This window comes from Herminiimonas sp. NPDC097707 (assembly GCF_044761395.1).
Classification (GTDB): Bacteria; Pseudomonadota; Gammaproteobacteria; order Burkholderiales; family Burkholderiaceae_D; genus Oxalicibacterium.
In genome coordinates this window covers 414,720-437,184 of record NZ_JBIWCI010000001.1, presented here as the reverse complement: position 1 = coordinate 437,184, position 22,465 = coordinate 414,720, and the positions used below count along the sequence as shown (strand labels likewise).

19 protein-coding genes and 1 tRNA gene are annotated in these 22,465 nt (G+C 54.7%); 8 read left to right on the top strand and 12 right to left on the bottom strand.

Annotated features, from left to right (window positions below; genetic code table 11):
- The first annotated feature begins 356 nt into the window (after positions 1–356).
- Together soxC and ACIQW9_RS02035 are read left to right on the top strand one after the other, a co-directional pair.
- Positions 357–1,760 (top strand): sulfite dehydrogenase, encoded by a 1,404-nt coding sequence (gene soxC, locus ACIQW9_RS02040; RefSeq protein WP_402332322.1) that lies wholly within the window; start codon positions 357–359, stop codon positions 1,758–1,760.
- Positions 1,744–2,310: a c-type cytochrome gene (locus ACIQW9_RS02035; protein WP_402332320.1), complete on the top strand. Its 567-nt coding sequence runs from the start codon at positions 1,744–1,746 to the stop codon at positions 2,308–2,310. The genes soxC and ACIQW9_RS02035 overlap by 17 nt, the downstream gene beginning before the upstream one ends.
- Before the next feature lie 45 nt (positions 2,311–2,355).
- On the opposite strand, the gene ACIQW9_RS02030 is transcribed toward ACIQW9_RS02035, so the two are convergent.
- A tRNA-Ser gene (locus tag ACIQW9_RS02030) sits at positions 2,356–2,445 on the bottom strand.
- Between the two features lie 427 nt (positions 2,446–2,872).
- Here ACIQW9_RS02030 and ACIQW9_RS02025 point away from each other — a divergent pair.
- Complete coding sequence (locus tag ACIQW9_RS02025) at positions 2,873–4,708, top strand: EAL domain-containing protein (protein WP_402337819.1); 1,836 nt, start codon at positions 2,873–2,875, stop codon at positions 4,706–4,708.
- 9 nt (positions 4,709–4,717) lie between these two features.
- On the opposite strand, the gene serS is transcribed toward ACIQW9_RS02025, so the two are convergent.
- A complete protein-coding gene (gene serS, locus ACIQW9_RS02020; protein WP_402332317.1) occupies positions 4,718–6,013 on the bottom strand; it encodes a serine--tRNA ligase in 1,296 nt (431 codons plus the stop codon).
- A 182-nt stretch (positions 6,014–6,195) separates the two neighbouring features.
- Here serS and ACIQW9_RS02015 point away from each other — a divergent pair, with 182 nt between their 5' ends.
- A complete protein-coding gene (locus ACIQW9_RS02015) occupies positions 6,196–6,414 on the top strand; it encodes a hypothetical protein (RefSeq protein WP_402332314.1) in 219 nt (72 codons plus the stop codon).
- A 31-nt stretch (positions 6,415–6,445) separates the two neighbouring features.
- Here ACIQW9_RS02015 and ACIQW9_RS02010 read toward each other — a convergent pair whose 3' ends face one another.
- The 3 genes from ACIQW9_RS02010 to ACIQW9_RS02000 all read right to left on the bottom strand — a co-directional run bounded on the left by ACIQW9_RS02010 (position 6,446) and on the right by ACIQW9_RS02000 (position 10,898).
- The gene (locus ACIQW9_RS02010; protein ID WP_402332312.1) at positions 6,446–7,738 is read right to left on the bottom strand and encodes a replication-associated recombination protein A; all 1,293 of its coding nucleotides are present in this window, start codon (positions 7,736–7,738) and stop codon (positions 6,446–6,448) included.
- Positions 7,739–7,877: 139 nt separating this feature from the next.
- A complete protein-coding gene (gene lolA, locus ACIQW9_RS02005) occupies positions 7,878–8,555 on the bottom strand; it encodes an outer membrane lipoprotein chaperone LolA (protein WP_402332309.1) in 678 nt (225 codons plus the stop codon).
- 9 nt (positions 8,556–8,564) lie between these two features.
- The gene (locus tag ACIQW9_RS02000; RefSeq protein ID WP_402332306.1) at positions 8,565–10,898 is read right to left on the bottom strand and encodes a DNA translocase FtsK; all 2,334 of its coding nucleotides are present in this window, start codon (positions 10,896–10,898) and stop codon (positions 8,565–8,567) included.
- A gap of 288 nt (positions 10,899–11,186) precedes the next feature.
- On the opposite strand from ACIQW9_RS02000, the gene trxB reads away from it, so the two are divergent.
- Complete coding sequence (gene trxB / locus ACIQW9_RS01995; protein ID WP_402332303.1) at positions 11,187–12,140, top strand: thioredoxin-disulfide reductase; 954 nt, start codon at positions 11,187–11,189, stop codon at positions 12,138–12,140.
- A 95-nt stretch (positions 12,141–12,235) separates the two neighbouring features.
- Entirely contained in the window at positions 12,236–12,877 is a 642-nt protein-coding gene (locus ACIQW9_RS01990) for a Smr/MutS family protein (protein WP_402332301.1), read from the top strand.
- A gap of 90 nt (positions 12,878–12,967) precedes the next feature.
- Here ACIQW9_RS01990 and ACIQW9_RS01985 read toward each other — a convergent pair whose 3' ends face one another.
- Both ACIQW9_RS01985 and ACIQW9_RS01980 read right to left on the bottom strand, forming a co-directional pair.
- Positions 12,968–13,306, bottom strand: a complete 339-nt coding sequence (locus tag ACIQW9_RS01985) for a P-II family nitrogen regulator (RefSeq protein ID WP_402332298.1) — start codon at positions 13,304–13,306, stop codon at positions 12,968–12,970.
- A gap of 82 nt (positions 13,307–13,388) precedes the next feature.
- Complete coding sequence (locus tag ACIQW9_RS01980; protein ID WP_402332295.1) at positions 13,389–15,002, bottom strand: NAD+ synthase; 1,614 nt, start codon at positions 15,000–15,002, stop codon at positions 13,389–13,391.
- Between the two features lie 72 nt (positions 15,003–15,074).
- On the opposite strand from ACIQW9_RS01980, the gene ACIQW9_RS01975 reads away from it, so the two are divergent.
- Positions 15,075–16,277, top strand: coding sequence for a GNAT family N-acetyltransferase (locus tag ACIQW9_RS01975; protein ID WP_402332293.1), 1,203 nt, complete (start codon positions 15,075–15,077; stop codon positions 16,275–16,277).
- 74 nt (positions 16,278–16,351) lie between these two features.
- Complete coding sequence (locus ACIQW9_RS01970; RefSeq protein WP_402332290.1) at positions 16,352–17,389, top strand: serine/threonine protein kinase; 1,038 nt, start codon at positions 16,352–16,354, stop codon at positions 17,387–17,389.
- A gap of 78 nt (positions 17,390–17,467) precedes the next feature.
- Here the strand turns inward: ACIQW9_RS01970 and ppa are convergent, their stop codons facing one another.
- From ppa to hemC, 5 genes are all read right to left on the bottom strand, one after another.
- Positions 17,468–18,007, bottom strand: coding sequence for an inorganic diphosphatase (ppa, locus tag ACIQW9_RS01965; protein ID WP_011870530.1), 540 nt, complete (start codon positions 18,005–18,007; stop codon positions 17,468–17,470).
- 149 nt (positions 18,008–18,156) lie between these two features.
- Positions 18,157–19,353 carry a heme biosynthesis protein HemY gene (locus ACIQW9_RS01960; RefSeq protein WP_402332287.1) on the bottom strand — a complete coding sequence of 399 codons (1,197 nt, stop codon included), beginning with the start codon at positions 19,351–19,353 and terminating at the stop codon, positions 18,157–18,159.
- Positions 19,354–19,428: 75 nt separating this feature from the next.
- A complete protein-coding gene (locus ACIQW9_RS01955) occupies positions 19,429–20,586 on the bottom strand; it encodes a uroporphyrinogen-III C-methyltransferase (RefSeq protein ID WP_402332284.1) in 1,158 nt (385 codons plus the stop codon).
- Positions 20,583–21,365 carry a uroporphyrinogen-III synthase gene (locus ACIQW9_RS01950; RefSeq protein WP_402332281.1) on the bottom strand — a complete coding sequence of 261 codons (783 nt, stop codon included), beginning with the start codon at positions 21,363–21,365 and terminating at the stop codon, positions 20,583–20,585. Before ACIQW9_RS01950 ends, ACIQW9_RS01955 begins: the two co-directional genes overlap by 4 nt.
- Entirely contained in the window at positions 21,358–22,311 is a 954-nt protein-coding gene (hemC, locus tag ACIQW9_RS01945; protein ID WP_402332279.1) for a hydroxymethylbilane synthase, read from the bottom strand. Before hemC ends, ACIQW9_RS01950 begins: the two co-directional genes overlap by 8 nt.
- Positions 22,312–22,465 lie beyond the last annotated feature (154 nt).

The window sequence follows — 22,465 nt, the reverse complement described above, 5'->3', positions numbered from 1 at the left end:
ATCGAACAGTCGCTCAAACAAATAACGTACAAATAGTGTAAGCCATCTTGCCGGACGGTTTGCAAAAAACCTCCTTGACTCAAATGCACAGACTGTCACATGCACTAGCCAACCGGTATCGCTGCCATTGCGAACGACAGCATGATCAATGTCGTGCTCTGGCATGAAGCAAACAATGAAACTCCATTTTCAATGGTATTACGCCCGCTTCTCACACGCGCCAACAGAAAACAGCGGCCTCCATTTGCAGCTTGACTTCAAAATATTCAGGTGTACGATAATTTGGCAAATCATTGATGAGGAGATGTTTGGTTTTTGCCGATAGCCCGAAAATGTAGAACGATAAAGGAGATCCGATGAACAAGATGCTGCCTGACTCGACCTTGCCCGAACGCACTCGATCCTCCACAGAGTACTTGCTTGCGGCAGAAGAAACCGCCTTGCAAGCCAAGCGTGCCGATCCACACTCCCCTTACTATATTTCACCGTCTGCCACGCCGGATCCGACCTTGCAGCGCCGGCATTTCCTGATGGGCGCAATGGCTGTCGTAGGTGCTGGCGCCCTCCAGCAGGCGCGAGCGGCAGCACCTGCCGGTGCCGTTGCCAGAGAAGTACCTGCAGATGCAAGCAAGGTACAAGGCACACCGGTAGGTGATGATGGTGGATACGGATCACGCTCGCAATTCGAAACTGAAGTGCGCACGCTTTATCCGAACCCGACCACCTTCTCTTCGTGGACCATGACCCCGCTCGAAAAAGGCATGGGCATCATCACCCCTTCCGGTCTGCATTTTGAACGCAGCCACGGCGGCACACCGACCATAGACCCGAGCAAGCATTCGCTTTACGTACATGGCATGGTCAAGCAGCCGAAGAAATATTCGATGGCCGACCTCAAACGATTTCCCTCTATTTCGCGCGTGCACTTTATCGAATGCTCGGGCAATGGTTTAACGGAGTGGTCGAAACCTACTCTGAAAACCGTACAGGGCACGCATGGTCTCACCTCTACTTCCGAATGGACGGGCGTGCCGCTTTCAACCATTCTGGGCGAAGTCGATGTACGTTCCGGCGCTAAATGGTTGCTGGCTGAAGGTGGTGATGCCTCCGCCATGACCAGAAGCATCCCGCTCGAAAAAGCAATGAAAGACTGCTTTCTTGCATATGGACAAAACGGCGAAGCCATACGTCCGGAACAAGGCTATCCCATCCGTCTGATGGTGCCTGGCTACGAAGGCAATATGCACATCAAATGGCTGCGTCGTCTCGAAATTTCCGACAAGCCCTTCATGACACGTGAAGAAACGTCAAAATATACCGACCTGCGACCCAACGGCAAGGCAGTGCAATTTTCGTTTGAGATGGATGCCAAATCGGTCATCACTTCTCCATCCGGAGAAATGCAGCTGGATGGCGCCGGATTTTATGAAATTACCGGACTGGCGTGGTCGGGACGCGGACGCGTCAAGCGCGTTGAGGTATCAACCGACGGCGGAAAAACATGGAAGGAGGCGCAACTGCAAGGACCGATCATGTCGATTTGCCATACGCGTTTCCGTTTTCCATGGAAATGGAATGGGCACGAAACGGTGATTCAAAGTCGCTGCATCGATGAAACCGGTTACATGCAGCCTACCTTAAAGCAACTAGTCGACTTGCGCGGATTGAACGGCCCACTGGGGTCCATCTACCATCTCAATGCCATCCAAAGCTGGAAAATCGCCAACGACGGAAAGGTCTCCAATGTCCACCAAAGCTAAACTCTTGAGCATTGCCGCGCTGGCGACAGCAAGCCTCAGCGTGTACGCCGCCGATCATCCGAAAACCAGCTACGGTTTTGGCAGCACTCCCAGCGCAGCGGAACTCGGCCAATTCACCTCTCCATTACCGGATGGGCGCGGCCTGCCGCCGGGCAAAGGTACTGTCAGTGCAGGTAAAATTTTGTATGAAAATCAATGTCTTGCCTGCCACGGCCAGAAACTCGAAGGCGGGATGGGTGACAAGCTGATCGGCGGACGTGGCACTCTGGTCAATAACGATCCGACTAAAAAGCCGGTGAAAACCGTTGAAAGCTATTGGCCTTACGCCACGACCCTGTTCGATTACATCAAACGCGCCATGCCCTTGCTGCAACCCGGCAGCCTGAGCAATGATGAGGTCTATGCGCTATCAGCCTACATTCTTGCCGAAGCCAAAATCATCCCGCAAGATGCGACGCTGGATGCCGCTTCGCTGGCGAAAGTGAAAATGCCGAATCGGGATGGCTTCATTCCCGACCCTAGACCGGACAAATTCCGGGCAGCTAAATAAGCTGACAATAAAAAAGCCCGCTTGCGCGGGCTTTTTTATTAATTCTGGAGGAGAGAGAGGGATTCGAACCCTCGGTACGTTCGCACGTACGCCTGATTTCGAGTCAGGTACATTCGACCACTCTGCCACCTCTCCTTATTTGGTCTATCGCTGCAATTGAATGCATCGAAGGGAAAAATTATACCAGAGTCTTACGCAATGTAAAACCCCATCGTTAGCACTGAATCATTTACTTTCTCCGCCGGCATATCAGGGGCCAACCCTTCTGCCCATATTCAGGAAGCATGCAATACGTCAATCGAGGTATTGCCAACGCATTAACATTTCCTATCATCATCCTGTCATAAATCATCAGTAACATTTCGTGGAGATCAATTCGTTCCGCCTGCCCGTCATTACGCAAAGAGTCACTTTGATGCCCTTTTCTCCCGTCCAGCCAAACAAATCAAGAAGAAACACGTTCACAGAAAAGACACTGGATGGATTGGAAATTCCGCTCGCTCAACCTTTACGGTTCAGAACCAAGAAAGCTCACATGTCAGCCGCTGCCAATGACGTTGCAATGAATGAAAATTCTTCCGACTCCGATGATTATCTGGCCCAGCGACTGCGTGAAATCATTCTGCATCGACAGTTGACGCCCCTGTTTCAACCCATCATCCGTATGCAAAGCGGTGAAATCATAGGCTATGAAGGTTTGATACGCGGCCCTTCCGACAGCCCCCTGCATTCGCCGTTAAACCTGTTCAAGGTGGCGCGCTCCTGCAATCTCAGCGTGGAGGTCGAGCATTTGTGCCGCCGCATCACGCTGGAAAAATTCGCCGAACTGCAATTACCCGGCCGGCTGTTTTTGAATGTCAGCCCGGAATGCCTGATGCAAGCGGACGTCAGGCATGGCGAAACCCTGGGTTACATCCATGAAGTCGGCATCAACCCGGAGCGCGTCATTATCGAATTGACCGAGAGCCAGCCGACCTACGATTACGATCTGTTGCGTGAAGCGGTCACACACTACCGTGCAATGGGATTCCGGATTGCGATTGACGATCTTGGCGAAGGATTTTCAAGCCTGCGCCTGTGGTCGGAACTGCGTCCGGAATATGTAAAGATCGATATGCATTTTGTGCAGGGGATCAACCACGATCCGATCAAGCTGCAATTCGTCCGATCGATTCAGGAAATCGCAGAAAAATCCGGCACCATCGTGATTGCTGAAGGCATAGAAACCGATGCCGAGCTGCTGATGATCCGCGATCTTGGCGTCTCCTATGGGCAGGGCTACAAAATCGCCCGTCCGCATGCACATCCGGCGACTACATTGTCAGTCGATCTGCGCAATCTGTTGCGGCATAACGGCGTCGCTGTTTATCCGCACGAAACCGGGCGTGGCCACAAGATACTGACCGCTCTGAAACTGCTGCGCAGCGTGCAGTCCGTATCGCCGGAAGTGCACAATAATCGCATCTATGAAATGTTCAACAGCGACCCGACGCTGGAAGTGATTCCCGTCGTCTCGAATGGAGTGCCGGTCGGCCTGATCACGCGCGCCAATCTGATCGATCGCTTTGCCCGTCCGTATCTGCGTGAATTGCACGGCAAGAAATCTTGCACGCTGTTCATGGATAGCAATCCGCTGATCACCGACAAGAATACGGCGCTGCATGCATTGAGCCAGATCATCGTCGATGCCGATCGCCATCATCTGTTCAACGGCTTCATCATCACGGATGCCGGCCAGTATATGGGCATGGGCAATGCGCACGATTTGATGCGCGAAATTACGCAAATGCAGATCAGTGCAGCGCGCTACGCCAACCCGCTCACTCTGTTGCCGGGCAATGTGCCGATAGACGAGCATATCGACAGGCTGCTGGAAAACGGTACGCGCTTTTGCGCCTGCTATGTCGATCTCGATCATTTCAAGCCGTACAACGATGTGTACGGCTATCGCAAGGGCGACGACATCCTGCGCGTAAGCGGAAAAATATTAAGCGGCCATTGCGACCCGCAACGAGATTTTGTCGGTCATATAGGCGGCGACGATTTCATCATCCTGTTCCAGAGTGAGGACTGGGAGCAGCGTTGTCGCGCCATTCTGGATGCATTCGCCAGTGCCGCACCGGATTTTTATAGCGAAGAAGACCGGCTAAGAGGCGGTTATGTGAGCGAGGACAGGCGCGGAGATAAAGTCTTCCATCCACTCGTGACCATATCGCTGGGATTGGTCAAGGTTGAGCCGGGGCAGTTTCTTTCACATCATCAAATCGCCACTGCGACAGCCGAGGCAAAACAACAGGCAAAAAAAATCCCTGGCAACAGTCTGTTCATAGACCGTCGACAGGGAGCTTGCATTGTTGAAGCAGGTGGCGACGATACAACGCTCACACATGCTGCGTAATGGATATTTTTACGCTTGTGGCAGCAAACGCGTCAGTCCGCCCATATACGGATGCAAGACTTCCGGAATGATGACGCTGCCATCAGCCTGCTGATAATTTTCCAGCACCGCCACCAGCGTACGTCCCACTGCCAGGCCTGAACCGTTCAAGGTATGCGCCAGTTCCGGCTTGCCTTGCGCATTACGGAAACGCGCTTGCATGCGGCGCGCCTGGAAGGCTTCGCAATTCGATACTGATGAAATTTCGCGATAGGTATTTTGCGCAGGCAACCAGACTTCCAGATCATAAGTCTTGGTCGCGCCGAAGCCCATATCACCAGTACACAAGGTGATGACGCGATACGGCAAGCCCAGCTTTTTCAGAATGTTTTCAGCATGGCCGCACATCTCATCCAGCGCTTCGTACGATTTTTCCGGATGCACGACCTGCACCATTTCCACTTTGTCGAATTGATGCTGGCGTATCATGCCGCGCGTATCGCGTCCGTAACTACCTGCCTCCGAACGGAAGCATGGCGAATGTGCAGTCATGCGTACCGGCAGTGCATCGGCAGCAAGGATTTCATCGCGCACGATATTGGTCAGCGGAACTTCAGCGGTTGGAATCAGATACAAAGCCTCGCCCTCGCCTTCCTGCCCGCCTTTTTTCACCGCAAACAGATCCGCTTCAAACTTCGGTAACTGACCGGTGCCTTGCAGTGAATCAGCGTTGACGATGTAAGGCGTATAGCATTCGGTATAACCATGTTCGGCCGTATGCGTATCCAGCATGAATTGCGCCAGCGCGCGGTGCATGCGTGCAATGCCGCCCTTCATGACCGAGAAACGCGAGCCGGTGATCTTGGCTGCCACGTCGAAATCCAGGCCCAGTGCCGCGCCGATATCGACGTGATCGCGCACTTCAAAATCGAACGCGCGCGGCGTACCGACTTTGCGCAATTCGACGTTGTCTTCTTCGTCTTTACCGACCGGCACAGATTCGTGCGGCAGATTGGGAATCGCCAGCATGAATTTGCTGATCTCGGCCTGCAAGACATCCAGGCGTGCGGCAGAGGCTTTCAACTCGTCGCCTATACCGGCCACTTCCGCCATCACGGCCGAAGTATCTTCACCCTTGCCTTTCAAGGCACCGATCTGCTTGGATAAGGTATTACGCCTGTTTTGCAGCTCTTCAGTACCGGACTGAATCTGCTTGCGTTCCGCTTCCAGTGCATTGAAGGCGTTGACATCGAGCTGAAATTTGCGTCCGGCGAGGCGAGCGGCAACGGTCTCGATGTCTTTACGAAGAAGTTGAATGTCGATCATGGGAGGGATAAAAAGAATAAATCAAGTCGAGATTGTACCAAGGCGGGCCGCGATTCCTACACGACCCGGAAAATTCAGCGTCAGGAAGTCGGAAGTGCGTTCATTCGGTGCTCATTCCGCGCTCAGACTTCTCCTGCAGTCTGCGTTACCATTCCATATTTAAAGAGTTCAAGCTGAAAATCATGGAAGAAAAAGCAACACCTGCCACTATTCCCCTGTACCTGCTGCTCGCCGGTTTGTTCGGCGTGCTTGGCTTTGCGATCTGGAGCGGCAGCAAGTTTTACCTGTATGGCGGCAGCATACTCTATGGCATCGCAGCCGGCCTCGCCATCGGTGCCGCCTACGCCTTCCTGAAGCAAATCAATATCCAGCGTTCGAGCAAACAGAATCATAAAAAGTAAGCATGATCGCTGGCACCCGGAATAGAAACGCTTACTTTTTGCGCTTCTTTGCAGCCTCGTCGAGCGAGCGCAGATAAGCCAGCTTATCGGCTATTTTTCCTTCCAGGCCACGTGGCACCGGTTCATACCAGTGCGGCTCTGCCATGCCGTCCGGCAGATAAGTTTCATCGGCGGCATACGCATCCGGCTCGTCATGTGCGTAGCGATACAACTTGCCGTAGCCGAGCTCCTTCATCAACTTGGTAGGTGCATTGCGCAGGTGCACCGGCACTTCACGACTCTTGTCCTGCTTCACAAAGGCGCGTGCCTGGTTATAGGCCTTGTAGCCGGCATTGCTCTTGGCCGCGACCGCCAGATAGATCACTGCCTGTCCAAGTGCCAATTCGCCCTCCGGGCTACCCAGACGTTCAAAGGTCAAGGCTGCATCGTTGGCAATCTGCATCGCGCGTGGGTCAGCCAGCCCGATGTCTTCCCACGCCATGCGCACGATGCGGCGCGATAAATACTTGGGATCAGCGCCACCGTCCAGCATTCTTGTGAGCCAGTAAAGTGCGGCATCCGGATTGGAGCCGCGCACCGATTTATGCAAGGCGGAAATCTGATCATAGAAGGAATCGCCACCTTTATCGAAACGCCGCAAGGCGTCGCCCAGGCAGGCTTTCAATAGTTCGGCATCGACTTCCGTACGCTGCTTCGCCTGCGCGGCGCGGGCCACGATTTCCAGATTGTTCAGCAACTTGCGGCCATCGCCATCGGCGCTGGCAATCAGGGTTGCCTTGGCATCGGGCGTAAACGCTAAGCCGTCCAGTTCGTTAGCGGATGCGCGATCCACCATCGCACCCAGATCTTCTTCATCCAGTGACTTCAAGACATAGACTGATGCACGCGACAACAAAGCACCATTGACTTCAAACGACGGATTTTCCGTCGTGGCGCCGATGAAGGTAAACAAGCCGCTTTCCACATGCGGCAAAAACGCATCCTGCTGACTCTTGTTGAAGCGATGCACTTCGTCGACGAACAATATGGTGCGCCTGTCCATTGCGCCGCGCGACAGTTGTGCCCGTTCGACCGCATCGCGAATATCCTTGACGCCGGAAAGCACGGCGGACAAGGCAATGAAATCGGCATTGAAACTATCCGCCATCAACCGCGCCAGCGTCGTCTTGCCCACGCCCGGCGGGCCCCACAGAATCATCGAGTGCGGCTCACCCGACTCAAAGGCCACGCGCAGTGGCTTGCCGGCACCGAGTATGTGCTGCTGTCCGATCACCTCATCAAGAGTATGCGGACGCAGTCGTTCTGCGAGGGGGATGAAGCTCATGGATGAATGGTTTTTTGCCTGGTCTGAAAATAAAAATCGACGCCAGTCGAAAAGTCAGACTGGCGTCGCACTGTCGCATTGATCATATCTGTCTTGCTCAGCCCGCATGCAACTCATTGCGCTGCGAGCACACAAGGCATTACTGAAAAACGTCCGCACCTTTCGGCACGACAAACTTGAACTGATTGGCCGGCAGGGGCGGATTTTTCTCGAACTTGGTAAACGTCAGCAACGATACCTGACCGAATGAATCACGCAACTCCATCGCTTCCGGCGCACCATTGCGCAAGCCGATGCCGATGTGATCAAAGGTCGTGTCTTTGGCTTTCGGCGTCGCCTCCAGCCACTCCAGACCATTCTTGGTGCCGGCTTCTTTCAGTGTAAAGTTTTTTTCCAGATCGTTGCTGCCGAACAGGATGGCTGCAGGTGAAGAGCCGAGCGCGTCGCCCAGTTTCTTGATCGTCACCTGATTTAAATCTTTATCGTAGATATAGAGTTTTTCGCCATCGGCCTGCAGCAATTGCTCGTACGGCTTCTGATACGTCCAGATGAATTTACCCGGACGCGCAAACGTAAAAGTACCGGTCGATTTGTTGGATACCTTGGTGGTGCCGCTATCGACCTTGACCAGTTGCTGGGTAAATTCGCCGCGTGCCGATTGCGTCGAAGAGACGAAGGATTTGAACTGATCGAGCGCAGCGGCATGCGCCTGCACGGTCCACAACAAGGCACCGGCAACCAGCACCGTCGCAAACAAGGCGACACGCAAATCGATTGCTTTTGCACCCAGCGATTTCTGTTTCATATTTTTCGTCATGTGGTCTTTCTATTCAGTTGCATTCCCGGCAGGCACCAGAATTTCCCGGTTGCCGTTGGATTGCATGGTGGAGACCAGACCGCTCTGCTCCATCTGTTCCAGCAGACGGGCTGCGCGGTTATAGCCTATGCGCAAGTGACGCTGCACCAGCGAAATCGAAGCGCGACGATTCTTCAGTACGATGGCCACCGCCTGATCGTACAAGGCATCCGCCTCGCCGCCAGCGCCGCCTTCTGCACCCAGAGTCAGGTCGCCGTCTTCGACCACGCCTCCTTCTAGGATGCCTTCGATATAGTTTGGTTCACCTTGCGACTTCAGATGATCGACCACACGATGCACTTCTTCATCGGAAACAAAAGCGCCATGTACGCGCACCGGCAAGCCAGTGCCTGGCGGCATGTACAGCATATCGCCCATACCCAGCAGTGCTTCTGCTCCCATCTGATCCAGAATCGTGCGCGAGTCGATCTTGCTGCTGACCTGGAACGCAATACGCGTCGGGATATTCGCCTTGATCAAGCCGGTGATCACGTCTACAGATGGGCGCTGCGTCGCCAGAATCAAGTGGATGCCGGCAGCACGCGCTTTTTGCGCGATACGTGCGATCAGTTCTTCCACTTTTTTACCGACGACCATCATCAAATCGGCCAGCTCGTCGATGATGATGACGATGGTCGGCAGTTTTTCCAGCGGCTCAGGCGCATCCGGCGTCAGGCTGAACGGATTCGGAATCTTTTGCTCATTCTTTTCCGCTTCGGCGATCTTGGTGTTGTAACCGGCCAGATTACGCACGCCCATTTTGCTCATCAGCTTGTAGCGCCGTTCCATCTCGTTGACGCCCCAGTTGAGTGCGTGCCCGGCCTGACGCATGTCGGTGACGACCGGCGCCAGAAGATGTGGAATGCCTTCGTAAATCGACAGCTCCAGCATCTTCGGATCGATCAGGATCAGACGCACCTGATTCGGATCGGATTTATACAACAGCGACAAAATCGTCGCATTGATGCCGACCGATTTACCCGAGCCCGTCGTACCCGCCACCAGTAGATGCGGCATTTTCGCCAGATCGGCGACCACCGGATTGCCGGCGATATCCTTGCCCAAAGCAATCGTCAGGCTGGAAGTGCTGTCGTTATAAACCTTGGAGCTGATGATCTCGGTCAGGCGCACAATCTGGCGTTTTGGATTCGGCAACTCAAGCGCCATGTAATTTTTTCCGGGTATGGTTTCCACCACGCGAATGGAAGTCAGCGATAGCGAACGCGCCAGATCGCGCGCCAAACCGACAATCTGGCTGCCCTTGACACCGGTGGCCGGATCGATTTCATAACGCGTGACGACCGGGCCCGGATAGGCAGCGACCACTTTGGCCATCACACCGAAGTCGGATAGTTTTTTCTCGATCAGGCGGCTGGTGAATTCCAGTGTTTCGATACTGACGGTTTCCTGCGCCTGCGGCGCTTCATCCAGCAGAGACAAAGGCGGCAGATTGGTATCCGGCAAATCGTTGAACAGGGAAACCTGACGCTCCTTTTCCACCCGATCGGATTTTGGCACCGCAACGATTTGCGGCTCGATGCGGATAGGCGGCGCATCGACAATTTTTGCCCGCTCATTAACCACAACTTCTTCACGCTTGACTGCAGCGACATGACCCAGTTTGCGGTCCTCGCGCGCGCCGTGCAGATTGCGCACCGCCTGCAATACCAGCTCTATCGTTCCGCCGATACGCTCGGCCACGCCCAGCCAAGACACATGGAAAAACAGGCTGAAGCCCAGGCCGAACAGCAACAGCAGCAGCAGGGTCGCCCCCATGAAACCGAAGGCATTTTGTGCTGCATTGCCGAGCAATTCACCCAGCACGCCACCCGGCGTGCGCGGCAGCTGCGCCTTCAACGTATACATGCGCAAATATTCCAGTCCGACGCTGCCTATCATCAGCAGAAAAAATCCGATGCCGCGAACCAAGCCTTCCTGATGATGTTCGGGTTCTGGTTCTTTTTTCAGTAGGAAACGTTGCGACAAACGGCGATAGCCTATCCATACCAGACGCAGAAAAAACACGCACAACCACCACGCCGAGAAACCGAAAATGAACAGCAGCAGATCAGCCAGCCAGGCGCCAGCCCGACCGCCAAAGTTATGCAGTTTGGGAACCACACTCGCATGCGACCAGCCAGGATCGATCGGCGAGTAGGTAAGGAAAATCAGAATCAGGTACAAGGTAACGGCTGCCAGAACAAACCAGCGGGCTTCGGACAACAGCCGCACGAGTCTGCCAGGCAAAGGCTGGTCTTTTGTAGAGTTGGTCTTGCGAGTATAGGCTGGGCTTGGTTTCGTCATAAATCCGGATGCAGTGACACTAATAATTGAACTTGCTTTAAACACGCGAATCGCCGTTGCGCGCAGCAGGCGGCTGGCATGCGAAAAATCTGGCGTAATGCGGTTTCCGGCCGCCGCTCCTGCTGGCGTGGCTGGTTCGTCTATAATCTTAACCAGTTTTCCCCGGTTATACCGAATAATTCAAGAACAGCTTGAAATTTGATGCCGCAGCAACATATGTAAGCGACTGAACGCAGGTTTTACCAGCCCTGATCGCGTTTCCACTCACACTTTTACGATTAGTTACCAATGCCCAGCCCAAAACATGCCCACGTTTTAATTCTTGGCTCCGGCCCAGCCGGTTACAGCGCAGCAGTGTATGCCGCTCGCGCCAATCTCAAGCCGGTCCTGATTACCGGTGTCGAACAAGGCGGTCAATTGATGACCACCACCGACGTGGAAAACTGGCCCGGCGATCCGCTGGGTGTGCAAGGCCCGGAACTGATGCAACGCCTGCTGCAGCATGCCGAACGCTTCAATACCGAAATCATCTTCGACCATATTCACACGACCAAGCTCGATGAAAAACCGATACGCCTGATTGGCGACATGGGTGAATACACCTGTGATTCGCTGATCATTGCGACCGGCGCATCGGCGCAATATCTGGGTTTGCCATCGGAACAGGCATTCATGGGCAAAGGCGTGTCCGCCTGCGCAACCTGCGACGGGTTTTTCTATCGCGAACAGGAAGTCGCCGTGATCGGCGGCGGCAATACGGCAGTCGAAGAAGCGCTGTATCTGTCGAATATCGCAACCAAGGTCACGCTGGTTCACAGACGCGATAAATTCCGCGCTGAAGCCATCCTGATCGACCGCCTGATGGCCAAAGTGGCAGAAGGCAAAATCGAGATCAAATACAATCACACGCTGGATGAGATTACCGGCGATGACAGCGGCGTCACCGGTATCAATATCCGCTCGACCACCGACGACTCCATCACCGCCATCAAGCTGCATGGTGTTTTCATCGCGATCGGACACAAGCCGAACACCAGTATTTTCGAAGGTCAGCTGGACATGCACAACGGTTACATCAAGACCAAAACCGGACTGGAAGGCATGGCAACATCCACCAGCGTCCCCGGCGTCTTTGCGGCAGGCGACGTGCAGGATCACATCTATCGCCAGGCAGTCACCAGCGCCGGCACCGGCTGCATGGCGGCACTGGATGCCCAACGCTATCTGGAAAGTCAGGAATAAGCGCTTTCAGCCCTTAAACCCGGCCACGCGAACATGGACAATCACGCCCGTGTTCGCGCGGCACAAGCTTGTCACATCGTCTGAGGATTACTCACATGCCTGCTTCACTCAAGGATTTTGCCGGGCTCAAATCGCTGCAGAAGGATTTGAAGACGCGAGAAGAAGCCCGTCAGGCTACCGAAGCGAAACGCCTACAGGCAGAAAAAACCGCGCAACTCGAAGCCGATCTCTTCCGTCGCAGCATAGGCGAAGTTGCACCGCTCACACCGCCCGACAAAATAACTGTGATGACGCCCCGCCCGCTGCCCATCGCACGCCAGCATCTGGCGGATGAACAGGCGGCATTGTGCGAATCGCTGTCCGACGAATTCACCATAGACACCCTGCTCGATACCGACGAAGCGCTGAGTTATGCGCGCAAGGGAATAGGTTCGGATGTCGTGCGCAAATTGCGGCGCGGCCATTGGCTGATACAAAGCCAGCTCGATCTGCACGGCATGCGTACCGACGAAGCACGGGAAGCATTGAGCGAGTATTTACGTACTGCGATCAAACGCGGTCTGCGTTGCGTGCGCATCATTCATGGCAAGGGACTGGGCTCCGTCAACAAGGAGCCGGTGCTGAAACACAAGGTGCGCAACTGGCTGGCGCAAAAAGACGAAGTGATCGCCTTTTGCCAGGCCAGGGCTGCCGATGGGGGCGCAGGTGCGCTGGTTGTATTGCTCAGGGCCAGCTAGACTGACCTGCGTGTCGCACAAGAAAATAAAAACTGCGGTATTCCGCAGCATCCATCTTCCGTTTCACCCTCAGTCTGCTTTTACAACACCTTAGACGGCGTCGATACCCGTTTCACCGGTACGGATACGCACGACTTGCTCTATCGCCTGCACGAAAATCTTGCCGTCGCCGATTTTGCCGGTACGCGCTGCCTTGATAATAGCTTCGACTGCCTGCTCGACCACTGCATCATCCACCACCGCTTCAACCTTTACCTTGGGCAGGAAATCCACGACGTATTCGGCACCGCGATACAGTTCAGTATGGCCTTTTTGACGACCGAAACCCTTGACCTCCGTCACGGTCAGACCGGTCACGCCCACATCGGCCAAACCTTCACGCACTTCATCGAGTTTGAACGGTTTGATAATTGCGGTAATTTGTTTCATTAATACTCCTTGAGGATTGCTCATCGATACGCCAGTCTACGCCGCAGCCAACAGATGCCGGCAGATTTTATTCATTTTGCCATTATTCGCGGAATTTTGACGTGATCGGATAACGCCAGTCGCGGCCAAAAGCGCGATGCGTCACGCGTATGCCGACTGGCGACTGGCGTCGCTTGTATTCATTGATCTTGATCAGGTGCGTAATGCGCGCCACATCTTCTGTGCGATAACCGGCGGCGATAATATCGGCCCCGCTTTGATTTTCTTCCATATACATTTGCATAATCGCGTCGAGGATTTCATACGGCGGCAACGAATCCTGATCGGTCTGATCGGGCCGCAACTCGGCCGAAGGCGCACGCGTCAATATGCGTTCCGGTATCACGTCTGAAACGGTATTGCGGTAGGCACACAGACGATACACCAGCGTCTTCGCGATATCCTTGAGCACTGCAAAACCGCCGGCCATATCGCCGTACAAGGTGCAATAACCGACCGCCATCTCGCTCTTGTTGCCGGTTGTCAGCACGATGGAACCATGCTTGTTCGACAGCGCCATCAGGATGGTGCCGCGTATGCGCGCCTGAATATTTTCTTCCGTCGTATCCAGCGCCAGCCCCTTGAACTCATTAGCCAGCGTACGGTTGAAAGCCTCGAAGCAATCGTTGATACCGATCTCGTCATAACGCACGCCGACGCGTTCGACCATATCGCGTGAATCTATCAATGAAATTTCTGCGGTATAAGGCGACGGCATCATGATGGTGCGCACCTTGTCCGCACCCAGGGCATCGACGGCAACGGCCAGTGTGAGCGCAGAATCGACACCCCCGGACATACCGATCAAGGCGCCCGGGAAACCGTTCTTGCCGATGTAATCGTGCACACCCAGTACCAGCGCCTTGTAGACTTGCGCCTCGACCGACAGCTCTTCGACGATGGTACCGTCCAGCGGCTGGCCGCCCCTGAATTCAACGATTTGCAAATCCTCGGCACAATGCTGCAATTGCGCACGCGTCTCGCCGGCCTGATCCAGCACAAAGGAGTTGCCGTCGAAAATCAGTTCATCCTGACCGCCGACCAGATTCGCATACACCAGACTCATGCCGTGCGTCGTCACATTCGCATGCATCACATCGACGCGCAAATACTGTTTGTTCATGTGATAGGGCGAGCCGTTGGGCACCAGCAGCACTTGCGCACCGGCCGCTGCCGCCCGCGCCGGTGCCTGCGGGAACCAGGTGTCTTCACAGATATTGATACCGAAGCGCACGCCTTTGACGTCAAACACCACGGCCTGATCGCAGGAGGAAAAATAGCGCTTCTCGTCGAACACCGTTGCGTTCGGCAAGTCATGCTTGCAATAGGTCGCGCTGATTTTTCCGTTGAGCAGTACCGAAGCAGCATTGAAGCGCTGCCCGTCTTTTTCAAACGGATGTCCTACCACCACATGCAGATTTTTCAGCTCCGCCAGATCGGCCGCCAGCGCATCCAACGCCTGCGCTGATTTTGCGTAGAATGACTGGCGCAGCAACAGGTCTTCAGGCGGATAACCGACCAGCGACAATTCCGGCGTCAATACGATATCGGCACCCTGTTCGGCGGCTCGGCGGGAAAATTCAGCGATCTTCGCACGGTTGCCGGCAAGATCACCCACCGTACTGTTGATTTGCGCAATGGCAACTTTGACTGTCATGACGTGAGTACTATCAGAAAATAGAGAATGCAAAAAATACAGGGAAATGAAAAACGTGATGTTTAAAAATGCATGGACAAAGCGGACTCGCCTGTGAACGAATCTACCGACGCACCGGCCAACGCATCTGGCAACGCACCTGACAATTATCGCACGCGTATCGTTTCTTCTCTGTCGAAAATCGGCCAGCCCGCATGGGATGCGCTGGTTCAACTGCAGCCGGATGCCAATCCGTTTTTATCCTTCGCCTTTCTGGATGCCCTGCATGAAAGCGCTTGCGCCTCGGCCAAGTCCGGCTGGCAGCCGCAGTTTCTGACGATCTGGCGCGACGAAGAGCTGGTCGCTGCCCTGCCCTTGTATATCAAAAGCCATTCCTACGGCGAATACGTATTCGACTGGGCCTGGGCCGACGCCTACGAGCGCAACGGCCTCGAATATTATCCCAAGCTACTGTCGGCCATTCCATTCACGCCCGTGACCGGCAGTCGTCTGCTGACGCGCGATGCGGAAGCCATGACGGCGTTGCTTGCAGCCTTGCTGGCGGTGCAGCAAGGCAATAATTTTTCTTCCACCCATATCCTGTATCCACCGTCTGCACAGGCTGACATTCTGCGCAACGCCGGCTTCATGTTGCGCACTGGCGTGCAATTCCATTGGCTCAATGCACACTACCGTAATTTTGATGAATTCCTGCACACACTGGAACGGAAGAAACGCAAGAACATTCGTGCCGAACGACGCAAGGTGCAGCAAGCCGGCGTTACCTTCCGCCATGTGTCCGGGTACGAGGCCAGCGATGCCGACTGGATTTTTTTCAAGCGCTGCTACGACCATACGTATGCAGCTCATCATTCCACGCCTTATCTGAACCTGGATTTTTTCCAGCGCATAGGCAAGACGATGCCGCACAATATTTTACTGATCATCGCCGAACAGGATGGCATGCCGATTGCTTCTTCCCTGTTGATCCACGACGAGAAAACTGTCTACGGCCGTTACTGGGGCGCAATAAAACATATCGATTGCCTGCATTTCGAAACTGCGTATTACCAGCCGCTGGAATTCTGCATCGCCAACAATATGGCCTGCTTCGAAGGCGGGGCGCAAGGCGAACATAAAATGGCGCGCGGTTTTCTGCCGCAAAAAACCTGGTCCGCGCACTGGCTGGCGCATGCGGCGTTTGCCCATGCCATCGAGGAATTTTTGCAGCGCGAAAGCGGCGGTATCGAGTCCTATATGGATGAGTTGAATGAGCGCAATCCATTCAAGTTGTAAAAAATGTGCGTCCGACAGATTTTTGATATCGAACACTTGTTATATTTCCAACACCAAGGCATGCTGAACTCACGATGACATTTATTGCCACCCTTCCCCCTGCCCCACAGACAAAACCTGTCCGTATCGGACGTTTTTCCGTCACCCATGAATTGGGGCGCGGTTCTATAGGCGTGGTTTATCTGGCACACGATCCGATCATCGATCGCGATATCGCTATCAAAACGCTCCGCAGCCGCCTGTCGCCAGTGGAAAGAAAACTGCACGAACAGCAATTCATCAATGAGGCACGCGCTGCGGGACGCCTCGCCCATTCGAATATCGTCACGATCTATGAAGCTTCCAGCGAAGGCGATTCCACCTATATCGCGATGGAGTACCTGCAAGGTCGCGAGTTGAGCAAGTTGCTGAATGCCGGCCATCGTTTTACGCCAGAGGATGTGGCATCGATCGCGTGGAAAATTGCCGATGCGCTGGGTCACGCGCACAAACATGGCGTTGTGCACAGGGACATCAAGCCGGCCAATATTTTTCTGGTGGCCGATCATCAGCCCAAGATCGTGGACTTCGGCATCGCCCGCACACCCAACAGAATTTCAGATCAGCCGCAAAAAGACAATGAACCGCATACGCTGTTCCAGGACAATATTATCGGCACGCCGAATTACATGTCGCCGGAACAGGCGCTCGGACTGAGCGCCGATGCGCGCACCGATATTTATTCGCTGGGTGCCGTGATGTTTGAAATGCTGACCTTCCGCAAACCTTTCCAGGAGGAAGATACCGACAAGCTGCTGCAGCAGATTGCCTTCAAGGCAGCGCCGGAGCCGCACATGATAGAAGCCGGCGTACCACTGGCATTATCAAAAATCGTCGCCAAGGCAATGAGCAAAAAAGCTGACAAGCGCTATCAGACCGCAGAAGAAATGGTGCTCGACATCAAGCGTCACTTGAGACGCACGCGCCGCGATCATGAGCGCTTGTCGAAGTCGATCGTCGATGTAGAACAACCGGCCAATGCTCCTGATTTTCATTCGTCGCGCATGTTCTGGCCGGTATGCGGCGTTGTGATCGCTGCCGCGATCGCCGTCTATACGCTTTGGTTACGCTAGCTTGAGCAGGCAGAACAAACAATAAAAAAGCGCACCGAGGTGCGCTTTTTTATTTCACAAGCTGCATGAAGCCAAGTTTTATTTGGCGATGCTTTTCTTGTAGGCTGCCACGCCGGACATGATTTCTTCCTTGGCTTCATCCGGGCCGACCCAGCCTTCAATCTTGACCCATTTGCCTTTTTCCAGATCCTTGTAGTGTTCAAAGAAATGCTGAATCTGCTGCAGACGCAAATCATTGATGTCTTCAGGTTTTTGCCAGTGGCTGTAGATAGGCAGAATTTTGTCGATAGGCACCGCCAGCAATTTTGCATCGCCGCCGGCTTCATCTGTCATCTTCAGCATCCCGATCGCGCGGCAACGCACGACAACACCCGGATACAGCGGGAACGGCGTAATCACCAGCACGTCAACCGGATCACCATCGTCCGACAGTGTTTGCGGCACGTAACCGTAGTTACATGGGTAGTGCATCGCGGTACTCATGAAGCGATCGACAAAAATCGCGCCGGATTCCTTGTCAACTTCATACTTGACCGGATCGGCATTCATTGGGATTTCGATAATGACGTTGAAGTCGTTCGGCAGATCAGTGCCGGCTGGGACGTGATTCAGACTCATGGTGTTTTCTCAAAAGTGGGGGGTGTAGTGCAACCCGGAATTATAGCGGTTTTCATCAACTTGCCTTGACTGGCGCTGCTGAAGGAAACAGATGGAAAGCTGCCGGGCAGCAAGCAAACCGGCAGCGGTACAGCAGAAATGTCTGTCAGTTACAAAGTCGTCGCAACCGCGCATAGCCGATAATGCGTAGCTGCTTCTTCCGTATGGTTCAGCGCTTCATGCAATTGCGCCAGTTTCAAATGTACTTCCTGCAGCATGCGTGCTCCGCTCGCATCTGACAATGCCTGCTCCAACTGACGCTGCGCCTTGCCCCACAGGTTTTGCCGCAGACACAAGGTGCCCAGAGTCAAGGCAAGCTCGGGATCGGCCGGATGCTTTTTCGCCCATTCTTCGCAGCGTTCGATCTGTCCCAGCAAGGCCGGCGTCCCTTCGGCTCCGGCAGCCGCGCGATAGGCGCGCAACAATCTGTCGTCCCATTCCGCCGCCAGCGCTTTTTCAACAATTGCGCGCGCCTCATCCTGCAAGCCGCGTTTGGTAAATGCTTCTGCGGCATGGGCGGCAACAAACGGCTTGATGCGATCTTCCGCCGGAATGCTCAGCCAGACATTACGTATCGCTTCTTCATCGTTGGACGGATTCTTCAGCAAATCCTGATAAGCGAGTTCGCGCAAGCGGCTTGACAGGGCGGGATGCAGCGCGTTGTTCTTGTCCAGCGTGCGCACCAGGCGCAATACTTCCGGCCAGTTCCCCGCGCGCTGGTTTGCCTTGAGCGCCATGCGCAGCGCGTGTATATGACGCGTGCCGTTAGCATTCAATTCATTGACGACATCCAGTGCGAGTTCCGGCTGACGCTCATCCACCAGCAGTTCGATGGCGGTCATCAGACGTGCGGTTTTCAGCGTCTGATCTTCTTCCACTGTCGCCAGCCAGGTATCGCGCCGTTCAGTCTGCTGCATGCGATGCGCGGCACGCGCCGCGATCAGTGCGGCCAGGCCGGCGTTTTCCGGCGATTCGGTCGCCCGCATCGCCGCTTTTTCTGCATGGCCGAAACGGCCTTCAAAATAAGCCTTCAGAGATTCACGCAAGGCCTGATTACCTTTGCGCTCCCGTTTCTCGCGACGGTAAGTGGCCACGCGACCCGGCATTCTTTGCGCCACGCGCAGCGTCTTCAACACCAGATAAATGAGGAAAAACAGCAGGACGCCAAGCAGCAGGAAAAAATTCAGCGACAGATCGATCCGGTACGGCGGATAGAAAAACACCACGTTACCGGGATTGAAACGCGCCACAACCGCCAATCCGATGGCAGTGGCGAACAAGGCGATAAGCCAGAGAAATATGCGCATATTAGAAACGGGTGGCAATCATGGTTTAAAAAGCGAATCCTGAAACCGGGTTCGGGATAATCAACTCAAAAAGAATCAAGGCTTCGCTTTGTAGTTACGGACTGCATTCAGACTTTCAGCCAAAGTAGGCATCTCGATTGCCAGATTGCTCGACTGTACCTGCTTCAACATTGCCTGCGCGGTTTGCGTCTGCTTGGCGCGCGTATCGAAATACTTGGCAATACTGTCCTGCGACGCAATCATGTCGCTACGGAAGGCCGCTTCATTGCGCGACAACAGGGCCAGACGCGCATTCAGCAAGCGCAGCTTCAGATTTTCACGTGCGTAATACGCCTGCGTCGGCGACAGCAGCAAGGCATCCGATGTTTCCACACTGCGCACGCGTATCAGCTGCTGGATTTCGCTCCACATTTCATTGCTCAGGCTTTCCCATTGTGCTTTTGCCACCGGCCACCAATCGTTCGCCGCCTGCTCTTCAGCAGTCGTTGCCTTCGCTGCTTTTACCTTGCTTGGGGGGCGACGGTTTTTCGGCTCGCTTACCGGCAAGGCCGGCTGCTCGTCCGCCAGCAGCGGCATGGTGTCGATCTGCCCGATCACGCTATCCAGACGCAGCGCGATACCGGTCAGATCCAGGCTGGGCAAGGCTTTCAGACGCTGAATATCATGCCCGATGGCACGTCGCACAGTGACGAATTGCGGCGTATCGGAACGCGACAGACGCGCATCGGCATTTTGCAGCGCAATCAAGGCGCCTTGTACATTGCCGGCCAGCTGCAGTTGCTGACTGGCGGTGGACAGGACCTGTTCGATTTCCGCCAGCGCCCAGTCTTCGCGTTTCTTGAATAAATCCTGATATAGCTGCTCCAGCGCGAGTTGCTGGCTTTGCGCTTCTATCTGCTTGCTTTCCAGCACATTCACCTTGGCCTGCAATTCGGTGATGGTTTCCTGCGCCGATTTCACGATTACCTTGGTCTCGCTATTGATGGCGTCGCCGCTTTGCATACGCCGCGCGACTTCATTGCGCACGCTGGAAAGCTGGCGATGCGAGGCCCACCATTGCGCTGCCAGCAGTACGGCCAGCACGATCAGCGCAATATAAATCAGCGGCTGACGCTTCCCGGCCGGGGCATTTTCCTTGTGCATGGAGGTATTGTCCACTTTGATTTCAGGGGCAGATGCCGCAGCAGGAGTTGCTGGCGGCGTGGATTCTGGAGATGTCGGCATGTCGTTCATGTGCGAGATTGTAACGCGGCTAACAGTCCGTCGTCGCCTGATCTGGTAACGGTAATATTACTGAAACCCAGCAACTGCGCGGTTTCGGCAATGCGTATATGCGATACGATGATTCTTTGTTGTTGCATTTTAGCGACGTCCCCTGTTTCATCGAGTTGCGCAACCATCTGCATCAAAAAGCGCAAGGCCTCCGAACTGGTTACGATCCAATCGTTCTGACCATGCAATAAACGTTTCAGTTCGCGGCGGCGTGTTTCATCAAATACCGGCGCCACTCTGCGGTAAGCAGCCAGAAAGGTCACATGCGCACCGGCTGCACGCAAGGCTTCGCTTAACAGCGGCCGCCCGGTTTCGCCGCGCACAATCAAAATCTGCTTGTTGCGCAAAGCGGGCAAATCCAGTTCCGCCAATAAAGTTTCGGAATCGGTGCGATCCAGATCGGTCGGACTGATGATGGTGCTGTTTTCCGCCGTCAAACCGTGTCTGGCCAATGCCAACCGGCTACCTTCGCCGACCACTGCCATCGGGATATCGCGCGGCCAATCGGCACGCGCAGCCAGCGCAGCATCGATTGCATTGGGACTGACGAAGGCAATCAGCGCATAGCCGCTGAGATCGCGCAGCGCTTGCTGCAGGGATGTCTGATCGGCCAGCGGCAAAATCTCAAGCAGGGGAAACACGGTCGCCTTGCGACCCAGCGCAGTCACGCCTCGCGCCAGTCCATCGGCTTGCGCCTGCGGCCGCGTGATGACGACCTCGCCCAACACGGAATCAGGCATCCCCGGCATCTTCCGTCTTGCATGACGCCAGAATGGCGTCGGCTTCCTGCTGGTGCAACAGCTCGGCAATCTGTCCGCCCAGCGCTTCCGGCGCATGCGCCGCTCCGTTCAGGTCGGCACGTGCCACCCGCTTGCCATCCGGGGTGGCGATCATGGCGCGCAAGCGCATGATGCCGTTTTCTATCGTGGCAAATGCCGCCAATGGAATCTGGCAACTGCCGCCGAAATTTCTGGATACGGTGCGTTCCGCAGTGACTGCCTGCGCCGTCGCCTCATGGTTGAGCGGCGCCAGCCATTCCTGCAAATCGGCTCTATCGGCATGAATTTCTATGCCCATCGCACCCTGCCCGGGTGCCGGCAGACTTTGTTCCGGATCGAGCACGGCGCGTATGCGTTGCGGCATACCCAGCCGTTTCAGTCCGGCGGCAGCCAGAATGATGGCTGCGTATTCGCCCTTGTCCAGCTTGCCCAGACGGGTATCCAGATTGCCGCGCAATGGACGGATCAGCAGTTTCGGGTAACGTGCGGCAATCAAGGCCTGACGTCGCAGACTGCTGGTGCCGACGATGGCGCCATCCGGCAAATCGTCCAGCGATGCATAGTCGTTGGAAACGAAGGCATCGCGCGGATCTTCCCGCTCCAGCACGGCTGCCAGCGCAAAACCTTCCGGCAGGCTCATCGGCACATCCTTCAGAGAATGTACGGCCAAATCAGCGCGCCGTTCGGCAATCGCCACTTCCAGTTCTTTGACAAACAGGCCTTTGCCACCGACCTTGGACAGGGTGCGATCGAGAATTTGATCGCCGCGCGTGGTCATACCGAGAATCTCGATTGAACACTGCGGATATAATAAGGCCAGTTTTTCGCGCACATGCTCGGCTTGCCACATGGCCAGACGACTTTCACGCGAGGCAATGACTAATTTTTTCGGGGGTGGAAATTTCAACGGCTTCTTTCGATTTTCTGCAGCTTAGGCGGTTTTTTCTGGCGTACCAGAACCGATGACATTGCAGATTGTAGGTTAAGACATTCGTGAAATTTTAGCATGCGCCTTCTCTCGACAGCCGACCCACTCCATCCTTATCATCCTCAACAAGCTG

Coding starts and splice junctions, on each gene's coding strand:
- soxC (WP_402332322.1), top strand. CDS start 357: ATGAACAAGATGCTGCCTGACTCGACCTTGCCCGAACGCACTCGATCC.
- ACIQW9_RS02035 (WP_402332320.1), top strand. CDS start 1,744: ATGTCCACCAAAGCTAAACTCTTGAGCATTGCCGCGCTGGCGACAGCA.
- ACIQW9_RS02025 (WP_402337819.1), top strand. CDS start 2,873: ATGAATGAAAATTCTTCCGACTCCGATGATTATCTGGCCCAGCGACTG.
- serS (WP_402332317.1), bottom strand. CDS start 6,013: ATGATCGACATTCAACTTCTTCGTAAAGACATCGAGACCGTTGCCGCT.
- ACIQW9_RS02015 (WP_402332314.1), top strand. CDS start 6,196: ATGGAAGAAAAAGCAACACCTGCCACTATTCCCCTGTACCTGCTGCTC.
- ACIQW9_RS02010 (WP_402332312.1), bottom strand. CDS start 7,738: ATGAGCTTCATCCCCCTCGCAGAACGACTGCGTCCGCATACTCTTGAT.
- lolA (WP_402332309.1), bottom strand. CDS start 8,555: ATGACGAAAAATATGAAACAGAAATCGCTGGGTGCAAAAGCAATCGAT.
- ACIQW9_RS02000 (WP_402332306.1), bottom strand. CDS start 10,898: ATGACGAAACCAAGCCCAGCCTATACTCGCAAGACCAACTCTACAAAA.
- trxB (WP_402332303.1), top strand. CDS start 11,187: ATGCCCAGCCCAAAACATGCCCACGTTTTAATTCTTGGCTCCGGCCCA.
- ACIQW9_RS01990 (WP_402332301.1), top strand. CDS start 12,236: ATGCCTGCTTCACTCAAGGATTTTGCCGGGCTCAAATCGCTGCAGAAG.
- ACIQW9_RS01985 (WP_402332298.1), bottom strand. CDS start 13,306: ATGAAACAAATTACCGCAATTATCAAACCGTTCAAACTCGATGAAGTG.
- ACIQW9_RS01980 (WP_402332295.1), bottom strand. CDS start 15,002: ATGACAGTCAAAGTTGCCATTGCGCAAATCAACAGTACGGTGGGTGAT.
- ACIQW9_RS01975 (WP_402332293.1), top strand. CDS start 15,075: ATGGACAAAGCGGACTCGCCTGTGAACGAATCTACCGACGCACCGGCC.
- ACIQW9_RS01970 (WP_402332290.1), top strand. CDS start 16,352: ATGACATTTATTGCCACCCTTCCCCCTGCCCCACAGACAAAACCTGTC.
- ppa (WP_011870530.1), bottom strand. CDS start 18,007: ATGAGTCTGAATCACGTCCCAGCCGGCACTGATCTGCCGAACGACTTC.
- ACIQW9_RS01960 (WP_402332287.1), bottom strand. CDS start 19,353: ATGCGCATATTTCTCTGGCTTATCGCCTTGTTCGCCACTGCCATCGGA.
- ACIQW9_RS01955 (WP_402332284.1), bottom strand. CDS start 20,586: ATGAACGACATGCCGACATCTCCAGAATCCACGCCGCCAGCAACTCCT.
- ACIQW9_RS01950 (WP_402332281.1), bottom strand. CDS start 21,365: ATGCCTGATTCCGTGTTGGGCGAGGTCGTCATCACGCGGCCGCAGGCG.